The sequence below is a fragment of the Oceanobacter mangrovi genome (assembly GCF_019740315.1).
GTDB classification, from domain to species: Bacteria; Pseudomonadota; Gammaproteobacteria; order Pseudomonadales; family Oceanobacteraceae; genus Oceanobacter; species Oceanobacter mangrovi.
This window is the reverse complement of the sequence record NZ_JAHXZR010000004.1, coordinates 112,903-126,993: the sequence shown is the minus strand read 5'-3', so window position 1 is coordinate 126,993 and position 14,091 is coordinate 112,903. Positions and strand designations below refer to the sequence as shown.

The 14,091-nt window shown below is 55.4% G+C and carries 15 protein-coding genes; 4 read left to right on the top strand and 11 right to left on the bottom strand.

All coding sequences use genetic code 11. The features are described from left to right. Positions 1-297: 297 nt before the first annotated feature. The 4 genes from K6123_RS10040 (at position 298) to K6123_RS10025 (ending at position 4,390) form a co-directional block, all read left to right on the top strand. On the top strand, positions 298-1,164 hold the full coding sequence (locus tag K6123_RS10040; RefSeq protein WP_221797270.1) for an SIR2 family protein: 867 nt from the start codon (positions 298-300) through the stop codon (positions 1,162-1,164). Positions 1,165-1,417: 253 nt separating this feature from the next. Then, positions 1,418-2,212: a lysozyme family protein gene (locus K6123_RS10035; RefSeq protein WP_221797268.1), complete on the top strand. Its 795-nt coding sequence runs from the start codon at positions 1,418-1,420 to the stop codon at positions 2,210-2,212. Positions 2,213-2,274: 62 nt separating this feature from the next. Then, positions 2,275-2,613, top strand: a complete 339-nt coding sequence (locus K6123_RS10030; protein ID WP_221797266.1) for a hypothetical protein — start codon at positions 2,275-2,277, stop codon at positions 2,611-2,613. 22 nt (positions 2,614-2,635) lie between these two features. Continuing rightward, the gene (locus K6123_RS10025; protein WP_221797264.1) at positions 2,636-4,390 is read left to right on the top strand and encodes a peptidoglycan-binding domain-containing protein; all 1,755 of its coding nucleotides are present in this window, start codon (positions 2,636-2,638) and stop codon (positions 4,388-4,390) included. 100 nt (positions 4,391-4,490) lie between these two features. Here K6123_RS10025 and K6123_RS10020 read toward each other — a convergent pair whose 3' ends face one another. The 11 genes from K6123_RS10020 to nifL form a co-directional block, all read right to left on the bottom strand. Further along, on the bottom strand, positions 4,491-5,054 hold the full coding sequence (locus tag K6123_RS10020; RefSeq protein ID WP_221797262.1) for a hypothetical protein: 564 nt from the start codon (positions 5,052-5,054) through the stop codon (positions 4,491-4,493). Between the two features lie 297 nt (positions 5,055-5,351). Then, positions 5,352-6,107 (bottom strand): dinitrogenase iron-molybdenum cofactor biosynthesis protein, encoded by a 756-nt coding sequence (locus tag K6123_RS10015; protein WP_221797260.1) that lies wholly within the window; start codon positions 6,105-6,107, stop codon positions 5,352-5,354. Between the two features lie 19 nt (positions 6,108-6,126). Next, positions 6,127-6,393: a BolA family protein gene (locus K6123_RS10010; RefSeq protein WP_221797258.1), complete on the bottom strand. Its 267-nt coding sequence runs from the start codon at positions 6,391-6,393 to the stop codon at positions 6,127-6,129. Then, on the bottom strand, positions 6,390-6,722 hold the full coding sequence (gene grxD / locus K6123_RS10005) for a Grx4 family monothiol glutaredoxin (RefSeq protein ID WP_221797256.1): 333 nt from the start codon (positions 6,720-6,722) through the stop codon (positions 6,390-6,392). The genes K6123_RS10010 and grxD overlap by 4 nt, the downstream gene beginning before the upstream one ends. Positions 6,723-6,738: 16 nt before the next feature. Beyond that, entirely contained in the window at positions 6,739-7,521 is a 783-nt protein-coding gene (locus K6123_RS10000; protein ID WP_221797254.1) for a rhodanese-like domain-containing protein, read from the bottom strand. 30 nt (positions 7,522-7,551) lie between these two features. Beyond that, complete coding sequence (locus K6123_RS09995; protein WP_221797252.1) at positions 7,552-8,181, bottom strand: nitrogen fixation protein NifQ; 630 nt, start codon at positions 8,179-8,181, stop codon at positions 7,552-7,554. After that, positions 8,178-8,657: an ArsC/Spx/MgsR family protein gene (locus K6123_RS09990; protein ID WP_221797250.1), complete on the bottom strand. Its 480-nt coding sequence runs from the start codon at positions 8,655-8,657 to the stop codon at positions 8,178-8,180. The genes K6123_RS09995 and K6123_RS09990 overlap by 4 nt, the downstream gene beginning before the upstream one ends. 13 nt (positions 8,658-8,670) lie before the next feature. After that, positions 8,671-8,949 (bottom strand): 4Fe-4S binding protein, encoded by a 279-nt coding sequence (locus K6123_RS09985; protein ID WP_221797248.1) that lies wholly within the window; start codon positions 8,947-8,949, stop codon positions 8,671-8,673. 11 nt (positions 8,950-8,960) lie between these two features. After that, positions 8,961-10,466: a nitrogenase cofactor biosynthesis protein NifB gene (gene nifB, locus K6123_RS09980; RefSeq protein ID WP_221797246.1), complete on the bottom strand. Its 1,506-nt coding sequence runs from the start codon at positions 10,464-10,466 to the stop codon at positions 8,961-8,963. A 293-nt stretch (positions 10,467-10,759) separates the two neighbouring features. Continuing rightward, positions 10,760-12,373, bottom strand: a complete 1,614-nt coding sequence (gene nifA / locus K6123_RS09975; RefSeq protein WP_221797244.1) for a nif-specific transcriptional activator NifA — start codon at positions 12,371-12,373, stop codon at positions 10,760-10,762. An 11-nt stretch (positions 12,374-12,384) separates the two neighbouring features. Then, positions 12,385-13,971 (bottom strand): nitrogen fixation negative regulator NifL, encoded by a 1,587-nt coding sequence (nifL, locus tag K6123_RS09970; protein ID WP_221797242.1) that lies wholly within the window; start codon positions 13,969-13,971, stop codon positions 12,385-12,387. Positions 13,972-14,091 lie beyond the last annotated feature (120 nt).

Below are 14,091 nucleotides of genomic sequence, written 5' to 3'. Positions count from 1 at the left end.
GTATCGACCGGGCTAAACCCGGGTTTTCTGTACGACAATTCCTGCACTTTGTCATACACACAACAACAATATGGTTATTGGCTCCGCAGCCTTTGTCGCAAATATCACAGCGGTCGCATTGGCGTAGCAGGCAGACAGGGCAACGGCCCTTATAAGCAGCGTCAGGCTGGTGAAAGGCAGAATGAAGCGGCCATACAGGAACGGCACGTATATTGAAATTGACCTGTAGCAATGATGCTGGTGGTGACACCAACAATTCATGATTCAACTGCTTTAGATAGCACAGGGAGATCAACAATGACTGCACCTTCAGAGCTGCTGGCAACACTGGTACAAGGTATTGAAAGTGGCACTATCGTGCCCTATCTGGGACCTGGTGCCCTGACCGGCGTAACCGAAAAAGTCTCGGGAAATCCGATACCTGCAGACAGTGACAGCCTGATTCTGGCGATGAACGACGGCAAGCCAATGGCACCGCGACTGATGTATGAATTCCCTCGCGCAGCGATGAATCTGGAGAACAAGAAAGGCCGTAAATTCATCGAACGCTTCCTTACCGAAACCTATCTGGGCAAGCAATGGAGTCCGTCGCGTTTGCACCAATGGCTGGGTGAACGTGAGATTCCCTACATGGTTGATATCAACCGTGATACCCAGATGCAGCTGTTGTGGGCCGACAAACCACACCTGCTGATTTGTGGTGTTGCCCGTATTTCCGGCACCGACTATCGCTACCGCATCTACCAATACGATGGCAGCGGTTATCCGGAAGGCTACAAGGAAGTAACTGCTGCCAGCGCTGATGCCAGCCTGCCGGTACTGTTCAAGCCAATGGGCTCACCACTGCCGGAAGCCAACTACATTGCCTCAGATGCCGACTATGTTGACTACATCACCGAGCTGATGGGCGGTTTTGCGATTCCTTCGTTCCTGAAGGACTACCGCCAGGGCAAACAGTACCTGTTTATGGGCATGCGCATGACCCGCGACACTGAACGCATGGTACTGAGCGACATTATCTACGCCGCCGGCGAACCCGCAGGCTGGGTGTTGCTGCCAGACGCCACCGACAAGGAAAAGCGTTTCTGCGCCAAGAAAAACCTCGAAGTGATCGATGCCGACTGGGCCGATCTGATGGAAATTGCCATGGCTGAAGCAGTGTAAGCTTTACGCCATACCACGACAGGGAAGCCACTTCCCTGTCGCACTCCCCCGCTCTGCCCATTTCGTTCAGCCACCAGACAATCCTTTAAAACAACCCAGAGCCGCCACTGCTTTCCAATAGATCATTTTGTCTCAACCCTGCCGATCCAGCGGCGATGGCCCAGACGGACATTTACCTGTCATCAAAATCCGTCAAACATATGAGCTGACAACCAAACCATTGTCACAACCACCACAATCGGGGATTGATTGTATGGCCAGCTCAATCAAGGAAAGACTCAAGCGAATTCAAAGCACGCTGGACTGTGAAGCCGATGGCGTACTCGGTCATATCACCCTTGATGCCATTGATCAGGCACTGGGTATCAACAGCCGCCTGCAACCTGCGGCCACTACCGGTACGCTGGGACTGACCCTGACCAAAAGCGGTATCGACACTCTCATTGGCTTTGAAGTCAGCAGCCGGGAGTATTACCAACATTATCTGCAATCCCCCACCTGGCCCGGTGGCCAATCCGGCATCACCATTGGTATTGGTTACGACATCGGTTATTGCCACGAAGCGGATTTACGCCGCGACTGGGGCACCAGGCTGAACAGCGACAGCCTTGATCAACTGGCATCTTGCTGTCAGTTGACCGGCCGTCAGGCCAGCCAGCAACGTAACAAACTCAAACATCTGCAGATTCCGTGGCAAGCCGCCGTCGATGTCTTCACCCGCACCTCCATTCCCCATTACGGCCGCCTGTTACTGACCACTTATCCTGGCGTTGAACAGCTGCCGCCCGCAACTCAAACGGCCCTGCTGTCGTTGGTCTACAACCGCGGCACGGCGCTCGAAGGTAACAATCGTGAGGAAATGTCGCTGATTCGCGAACTGGTACAGCAACAGGACTGTGACCGCATCGCCGCCCAGATTATCGCCATGAAAAGTATTTGGGCTGGCCGCGGCCTGGCTGGCTTGCTGAAACGGCGGGATGCTGAAGCCGCGATGATTCTCAGTGGCAATGGCCAGAGCTACCACGACGACGAACTGATTCATGTTTGATTTACGACAACCACTCAACAGCGCTGTCCCCAACCCTGTTCCAGCCACCAATAGAGAATCTTATGTCCAGTTTCCAGACCGCACTCGAAAACCTCAAAAACAGCATTTCCGACCTCAGCAGCGTTGAAGTCGCCACCTTCAAGGGCACGATTGAGCTAACCGGCGACAACCAGCCACAAACGCTCGACGAGGTGATGGCCGCAGTCAAAGCTGCAGCCAGTGTCAACGCCAGGGTACTGGCCTACACCAAAATGGATGCCGATGGCGATATCGTTACCTATATGGATGACGAAGTCGCTGAAAACGATCTGGCAGCCCACAACGATCTGGTACAAATCGCTCACAGCAATCGTCAGGAAACCATCGAAATGCTGGTGAATCTGTTTGGTATCAAGCTCTGATCTGAAACCGGAGCCTGCCGCCATGACCACTGCACCGTCGACTTCGTCCGGCAGTTCGCCCGGTAATCTGCCAAGCAGTTTGTTTGGCGGTCTGGATCTGGCCGTCGAGCAACAACTGTTACCAGACAAACAACACTTACTGGGTGTTTTTCAGCCTCAGCTCGCCAGCTTGCGTAACCAATCCTACACGGCCTCCTACCAGCAAACCCTGTGGACCCGGCTGTTTTTGCTCGGTTACCTCAACCAGCCCACAGCTAAACCGCAAACTGGTGAAACAGCCTCAGCAAATTTGCTGCAAAAAGCCGTCAAGGCCTTCCAGCGTGATGCCGGGATTGTCGAGGATGGCTGGGCCGGTGATATTACCTGGGGCTTGCTGGAGCAACTGGTCAGCTTTGAGGCAGATCAGGACCCGGCCTGCTGGCATCCCGCCTTGTTGCAATTGCGACAAGATGGTCGATGGATCAATGCCGCGTTATCACGGGCGCTGCGATTACGGCTGTTTGCGTTGGGATTATTACCACAACGGCCAGGCAAACTGCCGTCTGGCATGCAAGGGAATCACGATCTCAGGCAACTACCCAACACCGTTCTGGCGCTGCGTCAGGGCCGCCAGTTCCTGCAAGCGCTGGGAATACCAATACCTGAACCCGACTGGAACGATTCCGCCAGCCTGCATCTCTGGTTGATCCGTTTTTTTCTCAAGCCCCTGTTTGGTCAGGATGACATTACCCGTCGTCTGAGCCAGCAAGATGACCGGTTTTTCAGTCACCAGAATCCGACCGGCGACTTCACCCGGCCCATCAGTGCTGTCGCTGTGATCGAACTTTGGCTGAATGGCCTCGATATCCAACCCGGCGAGCACCCTTTCGAGCCGCAGGCGCCAGCGGGTCGTACCAGCAAGCCCATTGGCCACGGCAAACAGCGGCTGCGATCTGCCGCCAATCAGGTCAATCTGGATGTCCGCCAACGGCTGCAGTCTGCCATTCAGCAATTTCGTAACCTCACCGACAGTTGTAACAACAAGATCAGCAGAGCTGCTACTCAGCAGCAATCCAGCAAAATCGACCAGTCGTTGTTTATTGCCTTTCAGCAGGCCTCCGAACAGGCATCCAAACAGGGGGCCGGCAAGCCGCCGCTAGCTGAGTCATTGCAGCAACAACTACAGCAACAGCTACAACAACACCCCAGCCTGCTACAAACTCTGGGCGACACAATCAAGGCGACAGCCAGCCGTATCTGGGACGGCATTAAACGGGCGACTGGCTGGCTTTGGCGCAGCCTTGGCAACAGCGGCAAACAATTGCTGCAACATCTGAAAAATGCCGCTCGTTATATTGCCAACAGGGCCCGTGAGGCATTCCGCTACGTTGCTGCCACCATGCGTATTATCCAGCGTTCGGTTGATTATTGGCTGCTGACCGGCCCACAACAGGCTGGCCCTCAAAGTACCGCAGGGGTCGTCTGGTATTTCCAGAGCAGCGATTTTGATCAATGCCAGCTGCTTGATGGCAATGCCAGCGTCGCCCAACATAAACGAGCCATCGCAAAAGCTGGCCAGTGGTCCGGTTTATATCAAGCCAGCTGCCGTATTATCGCGGCGCTGGCGCAGATCACTCGTCAACTATTGACGAATTGGCTGACTGCGAACTGGCTGTTGGGCATGTTTGCCCTGACACGACTGGCCGAACAAGCTGCAACGATTCGTCATCAGGTGTTGGCAATTGAAGGCCTGTTAGCGGCCGATGAAAGTGATTTGTACCAGCAAATCTTTGGCTGAACGGAGTTTTCAGAAGGGAACAGCAGCCGGTGATTGGCGACCACTGACAGCGGGCGCTGCCAGAGGAGGAGTGTCGCACAACCACCAACAGGATCAGGACTTACAGCGCGCCGTGAGTTTCGCGGACGGCGTTGTTGGTCATGCCCAGCGCTTCTTCGAGGCTGACTTCGGCGTATTTCTTTGGCTTGTAGCCAGCCAGTTCAGCCAGCATGGTTTCCAGTTTTTCAGCTGGAGTCTGACCTTTGAAATCACTCTTTTCGAGTGCCAGTTCTTCCATCGCTTCGTTCCATGGCACACCCTGAACCAGTGGGATCAGGATCAGGTTGATACCCTCAATAGCTACCTGTACCGGCTTGGTCAGGTTCACCACAAACAGAATGCTCTTCATGTCAGCGGCGAAATCGGCCTTGTAGGCGTCCAGCAGCAGTGGCAGCAGTTCCATCTTGTCCAGACCACCGATCAGCATGTCGATCTTGTCGCCTGCCAGAATCACGGATTCACGCACTACCGCTTTAGGTGGCATCAGGTGGCCCTTGTCATCACCCACTTCACCCTGGATCAGTACCAGGTCACCACGGTAAGCCAGTGAGCTACCTGATGGAGTGGACTCCAGGAAGTTAATGTAAAACAGCTTTTGGTTCTCTTTGTAGGTATTGAGCAGCATGGCTTAGTCCTGTCTTGGGTTGAAAACATCGTGCTGAAATCACTGTTTCAAGAATCAAGCCCAAGCGGCTTATTTAAAAAAACCTTTATATTTCAATGAGCTAGAAATTCAACATGAGGTTTTTCGGGGAATTTTGTCGGTTTTGCAACAGTTTTGGCGGGGCATTTTGGCGACAATTGCGACGAATTCGTGATTGTCGCCAAAACGACAAGGACCATCGGTCTGCTCCCCCGGCATAACAGCCTGGCAAGCAAACGGATGGTCCCTGATTCAGATCAAGCTTTTGATCAATCGTGATCAGTCTTCTTCAACCAGCTGACCAAAACGGGCGCTAACGCCGGTTTCCACACCGAGAATCTTGGCCAGCCAGGGTGGCGGGTTGGTGCCCATCACACTTTGCAGGCGCGCCAGTTCTTCACGGGCTTCACAAGCTTCCTTGACCTTGATCGGATAGATACCGGTACGGACCACCTTGGCGGCAGCCGGGCCACCAATGGATTGCACATACATCACCTGGCAATCCTTGATCAGGTTGGCGCGGAAGGCATTACGGTCGTCTGACAAATCAGCTTCCAGCGCGGAACGGATATCAACCAGCTCGCAGCTTTCCGGTGCCAGCTGGTAAACCAGAAAACGGACACAGGAACCAAAGTGACCATTGATCTGTTCAGCCTGGTTGGAAGCAACAGCTACCCGGATAGATCCCGGAATATCGGCCAGCTCAGGGCGTGGTTTCGGCAGATCGTCGTCATTGACCTCGCCCCACAGGATGCGCACAGCTTCCTTGATGGCGGGCAGACCCATGCTGATGTCTTCACCATCTTCTTCACCGTCAGCACTGCCAAAACCGGTTTTCAGATCTGTGACGGTAATCGTGGTCAGGGAAGTTTCATTCAGTTCGCCATCAATCCGGCGCGCCAGAATTTCCAGCAACTGGCCAACACTGATTTCTTCCGGCAACGCCCGTGCCGCCATGGCAATACGCAAGGCGGCTTCACGAGTGATCGACGGAACTGGCTGGGCTGCAGGGGTTGGAGAAAGAGCAGCTTCCATAAGGCACCTCCAGTGCGGATTAAAGTTGAATCAGGCCGTCGGCCGGCGCTTGGCGGGCCGCTTGTTCGGCAGGAGTGCTGGCGCTGATGGTGAGGGCATGCAACCGACCATCAGACAGCTCTGGTTGAAACAACGCCAGCACCTGCTGCTGACGCTGCACCGGACGCAAGCCTTCAAACTGGCTGGTCACCAATGACACTGAAAAATTACAGTCAGCACCGGCGATCTCAACCTGTGCATCCGGGAAAGCGCCCAACAGGCGCTCCTGAACGTCTTGCGGGTTCATGCACTGGCTCCCTGCGCTTCGGCAACGGCCGTTTTAAGGGAACCGTCGGCCGCCATGTTAACAACGATGTCGCTACCACCAATCAGTTCACCCTTGATGAACAGCTGCGGGAAAGTCGGCCAGCCGGAGACTTTTGGCAAACGCTCACGAATGGATGGGTTGGCGAGGATATTAACGTAGGCAAACTCGGCACCCACTGCGCCCAGGGCTTTCACTGCTGCCGCAGAGAAACCACACTCAGGTGCTTCCGGAACGCCTTTCATGTACAGGATGATGGCGTTGTCAGCGATTTGCTTGCGGATCAATGCCTCGAAATCTGGCTTGTTCATGACTCTCTCCCTGGCCTCAGGCGGCTCGTGATTGTTGTGGCTGGTAGCTGTTCCAGCCTTTCAATTGATTCAGTACCCGTTTGCTGACCGCAGCATCTTCAGCGCGGAAACCGTCGACCGTGGTCAGTTCGGTGTTTGCTCCAGAAGCCAACAGCAGTCGCACCATTACCGGCATGTCCATGGTCATCGCCAGCATCAGCACGGTGGCACCATTGTCGTTTTGCTGATCAATCGGCGTACCGGCGCGCAGCAGTGCTTCCACCAGCAGTTCATTACCACTTTGCACTGCCATCCATAGGGCATTGTTGCCGTCTTCATTGATCAGTTGCAGCGTGGCACCGGCTTCGACCAGCTCCAGCGCCAGGTCGGCATTGCCTTCACGGCACAGCCGCATCAGCGCGGTTTCGTTGTTATCCGCACGGTGATCGAGGTTTTCCGGATCAAAGTGATTCCACAGCTGCCATTCGATCAGCTCATCACTGAGTTCACGCTCGGCCATACAGAACTCTGGATACCAGGCTTCGTAACCGCCCTTCAGGCTGTAACAGCTGGTAAAACCAAAATCACTGAACAGCTGTGCCATATCCTGGCTACGGTGACCGTGGTAGCAGTAGATCAGCACCGGCACAGATCGGGCGGTATGCTTCAGCAACGCTTTCAGGTTCATATCATTGAGATGAATGGCGCGACGGTGATGGCCAGCCAGGTATGAGAGGTGATCTCGCATATCCAGCAGCAACACGTCGTGGTTTTCCAACATCTGTTCAGCTTCTTCAATCGATACCTGGGTCCACTTCATGGTGTCACCTCTCTCACTCTCAAACGGTTATCAGTCTTCAGGGCCAAAGCAGTCGCTGTAAGCGCTGCAGACATCACAGCTGGGGGCACGGCAAACGTAACCGCCGCCAAGCTCGCAAAGCTGTTTGTAAAAGAATTTTTTCCACTTCATGTCACGGTCGTTACGGGACGCCAGCGACGGGAAGTTGCGACTCAGCAGCAGGTTGAGCTGCTGGCGATCAGACATGCCAAGGTCTTTCCACAGGTGCGTACCACCGAGGCAGGCGGCGGCAACGATGTCGGCCATCACGACTTCGCTGTCACAGACACCAGCACGATGACTGAGCATCAGGTTACGCAGCTCCAGCCATTCGTCTTCGCGCATCTGCAGCAATTGCTGGCGCAGGTCGTCGGCCATCAGTTGCTGGTCGGCCTGCTGGTCATGGGCCAGTTCATGGCTGATGCGATAGTGACGGCCACGGCTCATCCAGTGAAATTCAGCCGGTTTAAGACCAAGAAAGTGTGGCAGGCTGGTAATGCCCCGGCGCTGGCTACGCTGGATTTGCATAAACCAGTTCTGATTGTGGCCGAACTGTTCGGCGCTATGGCTCTTGCCTGACATTACGGCTACCAGGGGTTTGAATGACCACAGGGTGTGACGAAATTGGGCGACAGCATTCACAGCGATTCCTCCATCTCTGTTTGCTTGCGGGCGGCACTGCTGCCGCACTGGCCTTGACCACCACTTGTGGTCCCGTGAAGTGGGTGGCGACAGCCTTCATCAGGCTCGCCGTCGGGGTTTGCCAGCTCGACACCGAGCACGGTTTCGAGTTGCTGGCGATCAAATCCACAGCTGTACCAACTGCCGCTACGCAGCAGTGGCCGGTGTATCAGGATGGGTTGCAGACACAGCAGATTCAGGGCATCCGCGGGGGACAAGGACTCCACGTCGATCGCGCCATCCCGGACAGCCGGAGCTGCCCGGTTGAACCAGTCTGCGACATCCAGCCCCTTCAGGTAGGGCTTCAGTTTGGATGGCGTCCAGGACGTGGTGAGCAGGTCGAATTCCTGCAACTCCACGCCTGAATCCCGCAGAATGGCGCGCTGGCGACGGTTGGTCTTGCATCCGGGTTTGCCAAAAAACATGACCTTTTCCATCACAATCTCACTCTCAGCGTGACTGGATTTCGCGCATGGCTTCCGCCATTTTTTCCGGCGGAATGCCGGTCAGCGTGCCGAGAGCATTCATCGGTGCGCCACTGGCGTCGAGAATGGCTTCTTCGATCGGGCAGATGCTGGCGCACTGCGGCTGATCGTAATCACCCTCACACTCAGTGCACTTGCGGGCATTGATCTTGAAGTGGGGTTTGCTCTCGTAAATCGCTTCGCTGGGGCAGACGTCGTAACAGGCCCAGCAGTTCACGCAAGAATCGACAATTGACAGCGCCATGGTGAGTCTCCTTAAGCCTTGGCCAGTTCAGCAACGTGAGCCGGAGTCGCATCCAGACGACCATCGACACGCATTTCTTCATAAACAGCCAGGATGGCTTCTTCGATTGGCTCCATTGCATGCTCGCCGTTTGGCTGGATTCCAGCGTCTTCCAGCAGTGACCATGGCTCGTAACCAATCTTCGAACACAGCACAGCTTCACAGCCTTTGAGGGCACGGATGGAGCCGGACAGCGCACTTTCTTTCTCGCCGCAGGTGTCGCCACCGATGCAGTACTGGTCAACCTTGCGGTGACTGATGAAACGCACACCGTTTGGTGACACTTCGTACACCAGGAATTCGGTGGCGTGACCAAAGTGCTGGTTGATCAGACCACCACCACTGGTAGCCACAGCCATCAGTACCGGACGGGTGTCAGGCTTGGCAGCAGCCGGAACAGAGGCACTGGCCAGACGGGCACGCTTGGCTTCTTTTTCATCCAGCTCTTCGAGAATGCCCTGGTGGATCACGGCGCGTTTTTTCATCGCAGCGTCATAGTCGATGTCCATGGCGGCGATTTTGTCCATGGTGAATTCCTCACCACGGTCTTCGCCCAGCAGGCCAACGGCGTCGGCACGGCACTGACGGCAGTGACGCATCATGTTCATGTCACCGGCACAGGCGTCCTGCAGATCCTGCAGTTCTTCCGGCTCAGGACCACGCTGTCCCATGACACCATAGAAAGTGCCGTGTTCAGCTTCGGAGATCAGTGGCATCACGTTGTGCAGGAAAGCGCCTTTAGACTTCACAATGCGGGACACTTCTTTCAGGTGCTCGTCGTTTACACCGGGAATCATCACCGAGTTCACTTTCACCAGAATGCCCTTGGCAACCAGCATTTCGAGACCTTTCTGCTGTTGCTGGATGAGGATCTTGGCGCCTTTCACACCGTGAATGCGCTTGTTGTTCCAGTAGATCCATGGGTAGATCTTGGCACCAATTTCAGGATCAACGGTGTTGATGGTGATGGTGACGTGATCGATGTTGTGCTTGGACAGTTCTTCGACAGCATCCGGCAGCGCCAGACCATTGGTAGACACACACAGTTTGATGTCCGGAGCCTGCTCGCTGAGCATGCGGAAAGTACTGAAAGTACGTTCCGGGTTGGCCAGCGGGTCACCAGGACCGGCAATGCCCAGTACGGTCATTTGCGGAATGTTGGCCGCTACCGCCTTGGTTTTCATGACTGCTTCTTCCGGAGTCAGCAGTTCGGAAACAACACCTGGACGGGATTCGTTTGAACAGTCGTACTTGCGGTTGCAGTAGTGGCACTGGATGTTACAGGCAGGCGCTACAGCAACGTGCATGCGGGCGAAGTAATGGTGAGCTTCTTCCGAATAGCAAGGGTGGTTCTTTACCTTGTCCTTGATCTCTTGCGGCAAATGGCCCATCTGGTCATTACTGCTGCCACAGGAACCGGAAGAACAGCTACTTCCGGTATCTTGATGGTCGTCTTGTCCAATCACGTTGAGTTCCATGGGTCAGCTCCTCTGCTGCGGGTGAGTACCCTTCTAGTCACGGTCAAACATCCGTTGCAATGCCGGTGCCTATTTACAAGCCATTGTTTTTATTGACTTTTTTATAAATGTTACAACTAATTGTCGGGTTTAAAACAACACAAACGTGGGGCTTTTTGTGATGTAGGGGACAAAGGCAGGTTTGTCGTCAGGGGGCTTGTAAGCGGATTCGGAGCAGAGTTTGCGAGCGGGATCTGGCAGGGTTGACGTGTTGCCACGCCGGAGCGTGACAACACGTCAGGACAACGATAGTTCTACAGCTTGCGGACGTTGATCTTCATGGTCTGGATCCGGTAGGCAATCTGCCGTGGCGTCATGCCCAGCAAGCGGGCCGCCTTGGCCTGCACCCAGCCGGTTTGTTCGAGCGCAGCGATCAGGCGTTCACGTTCGTCCATATCCGGGTTATTCAGATCAATCGATTGTGGTGCCGGAGCCACCGAGCTGCTGCTCATGGTGGAGGCTGCTGCCGCCGGGGATGCCAGCGGGTTGTTGGATCTGTGGCTCACCGGCAGGGCAATGGCGTCGGTATCAATCACGTTACCTTCGGTCATTACGGCTGCCCGTTCGAGACAGTTTTCCAGTTCCCGTACGTTGCCCGGCCAGTCGTGCCCCATCAACATCCGCAGGGCGTTGTCGGTCAAACGCAGGTCTCGGCCCTGGCTCTTGGCGATATTGCTGAGCAGGAAGCTCGACAATTCCGGCACGTCGACCAGTCGCTCACGCAGTGGTGGCAAACGAATCGCCATGACGTTGAGGCGGTAGTACAAGTCCTCGCGGAACTTGCCCTTTTCCACTTCGTCAGCCAGGTTACGGTTGGTCGCCGCGACAATCCGCACATCGACCTTGATAGTCTGGCTACCGCCGACCCGCTCCAGTTCGCCTTCCTGCAAGACCCGCAGCAGCTTGGCCTGGAACAGTGGTGAAATTTCACCAATCTCGTCGAGGAACAGGGTGCCACCATTGGCCTGCTCGAAACGGCCCTTGCGTTGTTTCACGGCATTGGTGAAAGCGCCTTTTTCATGGCCGAACAGTTCCGATTCCAGCAGGTTCTCAGGTAGCGAGGCACAGTTGAGACAGACAAACGACTGGTGTGCCCGCGGCGAGTTGTAGTGAATGGCGTTGGCGATCAGTTCCTTACCGGTACCGGACTCCCCCAGCACCAGCACTGTGCTGTCCCACTTGGCGACCCGGCGTACCTGATCGAACACCTGGCGCATACCTTCGGAATGCCCCACCACCATGTTGTCGAAGCCGTATTTGCCGCGCACTTCACGACGCAGTTCGTCACGCTCGCGGGCAATGCTGTTGCCCTCTTCGACGTTGACGATCAGGCGCATGGTTTGCGACAGGATGTCAGCCACCGCTTTCATGAATTCGGCCCGCTCCGGCAGGTATTCATCCGCAGGTACGTCTGGCTGGGCTGCCAGTACACCAATGGCGTTGCCTTCCGGATCACGAATCGGCACACCGATAAAAGGCAGGTCGAGGTCGTAGACTTCGAGACGGTCGAGGAAACGCGGCTCGCTGGAGATCCGTCCCAGCACAATGCTCTGGTTGAGCTGCAGGATACGGCCAACAATGCCTTCGCCCGGTTTGTAACAAACCGATGGCAACTTGCCGTTGGTATTGGTGCGGTAGATGGCACCCACCTGCAGCAGGCTGTTTTCCGGATCGTAGAAGTTCACCACTCCGTACTGCAAACCGGCATCGTTATGCATGGTCGACAGAATACCGTTGATGGTTTCTTCAATATGGCGGGCCTTCGACAGAATCCCCGCCAGCGAACACAAACAACGGTAATGACGTTCAGTGATTTCACTGTGGCTATGAACAACCGTTCCCTTGGACGCAAATCGAGAAGTATTCATTCAATACTCCCTTAACGCAGTGGGTTCAGAGGCAGTTGCAGAATAACCTTGCAGCCGCTGTGGTAGGTTTCGTCCATCCGGATGGTGCCAGAGTGATCAGAGACCACTTCCTGTACCATCGACAGCCCCATGCCCCGGGCCACCACACCAGCTTCCTTGGTGGTGTAGAATGGCTCGAATACCCGCACCAGCTTGTCGGCCGGAATCCCCTTGCCACTGTCACAAATTTCACAGATCACACTTTCGCCTTCGTTGCGGGTAGTGATGGTCAGCTCCCGAACACTGACGCCACGTTCAGCCATGGCATCAACCGCGTTCTCGACCAGGTGCATAAACATCGAACGCAGCCGCTGTTCACGACCAATCACCGCAGGCAGCTGCATCGAGGGTTTCCAGTTCACTGTGATGCCGGTGGCCAGCAGCCGACCGGTGGTGAGTGCCAGTACTTCTCGTAACAGCTCGTTGATATTGACCGGCTTGCGACTTTCCATCACTTCGACCGGAATCGCCCGGTCGAGTTTGTCGATGGCATCGCGACCGGCATCCAACGCATCTTTCAGCGCCGCCAACACCACCTTGTCGCGTTCATCACCACGCCGTTCCAGCATACTGACGGCGGTCGACATCAGGTTCACTGGCCCTTGCAGCTGATGAATCGCACCGTTCATGGTTTCGCGCATCCCCTGCACCAGGTTTTCTTCTGCTACCAGCGCCCGCAGGGCGTTGAGGCGGACATCTTCCTGACGCCGACGAATGTCGGTGATGTCGGTAATCATCAGCAGCACACAATGCTTCAGCGGCTGGTCAAAGAAACCGTCAGCTTCTTCACCGCGCACATCGATACGGGTACCAAAACAGGAGAAGCTCAATGGCCTGCCACTGCCGTAGTCGATGGTGAATTCCTTGTCGGTAAAGGAACGGCCCTCACTCATCAGCTGCTGGTAGTTGTTGCCAAGACGGTCAGTGAGTAGCTTGATCGCCGCTTCCTTCGGCGCATCCGGCAGCAGCTCGCGCGCCAGCTTGCTGAAGCTGGGGTTACTGCTGACGATCGACTGGTATTCATCCAGCAACACGACTGACGACGGTACCGCGTTGAGCACGGATTCGAGCATATGGCGCTGGTTCACCACCCGCTGTTCGAGCTGGTGCATGTCAGAACCGTCACGATGCATGCCGAGGTAATAGACGGTCTCGCCGGCTTCGTCGATCACTGGCGCGACGGTCAGCTCAGCCAGATAGAGGCGCTGATCCTTGCGGCGGTTAAGCAACATACCGGACCAGGCTTTCTGTTGTGCCAGCCGTCCCCACAGCGCCTGATAAACAATGCGCGGGGTGGTGTGATTGGACAGAATGGATTCGTTGCGGCCCAGCACTTCTTCTTCGCTGTAACCAGTGACCTGGGTAAAGGTACGGTTGACGTAAAGAATGTTGGCTTTCAGGTCGGTGATCGAAATGGCGACCGGAGCATGCTCCACCGCCTGGAAAAACACTTCGTCGGCCAGATACACCCCGTCCGGATGGACGTCACTGGCGCCACGTTCAGTGACACGGCTGGCGAGGATGTCTTCAGCTACTGCAGGCATACGGATCTTGCGCATGGTGATTCCTTCCCTCATCAAGGCTGTAAAGAGATCAGCAAGGAGCATGCCGTAGCGAAAAAGCCGCTTTATCTGTCAATTGGCAGACAATGCCACCATGTTTTGTCGTTTATACAACAA

Excerpts from the sequence above, each read along its gene's own strand:
- K6123_RS10040 (WP_221797270.1), top strand. The coding sequence starts at position 298 with ATGACTGCACCTTCAGAGCTGCTGGCAACACTGGTACAAGGTATTGAA.
- K6123_RS10035 (WP_221797268.1), top strand. The coding sequence starts at position 1,418 with ATGGCCAGCTCAATCAAGGAAAGACTCAAGCGAATTCAAAGCACGCTG.
- K6123_RS10030 (WP_221797266.1), top strand. The coding sequence starts at position 2,275 with ATGTCCAGTTTCCAGACCGCACTCGAAAACCTCAAAAACAGCATTTCC.
- K6123_RS10025 (WP_221797264.1), top strand. The coding sequence starts at position 2,636 with ATGACCACTGCACCGTCGACTTCGTCCGGCAGTTCGCCCGGTAATCTG.
- K6123_RS10020 (WP_221797262.1), bottom strand. The coding sequence starts at position 5,054 with ATGCTGCTCAATACCTACAAAGAGAACCAAAAGCTGTTTTACATTAAC.
- K6123_RS10015 (WP_221797260.1), bottom strand. The coding sequence starts at position 6,107 with ATGGAAGCTGCTCTTTCTCCAACCCCTGCAGCCCAGCCAGTTCCGTCG.
- K6123_RS10010 (WP_221797258.1), bottom strand. The coding sequence starts at position 6,393 with ATGAACCCGCAAGACGTTCAGGAGCGCCTGTTGGGCGCTTTCCCGGAT.
- grxD (WP_221797256.1), bottom strand. The coding sequence starts at position 6,722 with ATGAACAAGCCAGATTTCGAGGCATTGATCCGCAAGCAAATCGCTGAC.
- K6123_RS10000 (WP_221797254.1), bottom strand. The coding sequence starts at position 7,521 with ATGAAGTGGACCCAGGTATCGATTGAAGAAGCTGAACAGATGTTGGAA.
- K6123_RS09990 (WP_221797250.1), bottom strand. The coding sequence starts at position 8,657 with ATGGAAAAGGTCATGTTTTTTGGCAAACCCGGATGCAAGACCAACCGT.
- K6123_RS09985 (WP_221797248.1), bottom strand. The coding sequence starts at position 8,949 with ATGGCGCTGTCAATTGTCGATTCTTGCGTGAACTGCTGGGCCTGTTAC.
- nifB (WP_221797246.1), bottom strand. The coding sequence starts at position 10,466 with ATGGAACTCAACGTGATTGGACAAGACGACCATCAAGATACCGGAAGT.
- nifA (WP_221797244.1), bottom strand. The coding sequence starts at position 12,373 with ATGAATACTTCTCGATTTGCGTCCAAGGGAACGGTTGTTCATAGCCAC.
- nifL (WP_221797242.1), bottom strand. The coding sequence starts at position 13,971 with ATGCGCAAGATCCGTATGCCTGCAGTAGCTGAAGACATCCTCGCCAGC.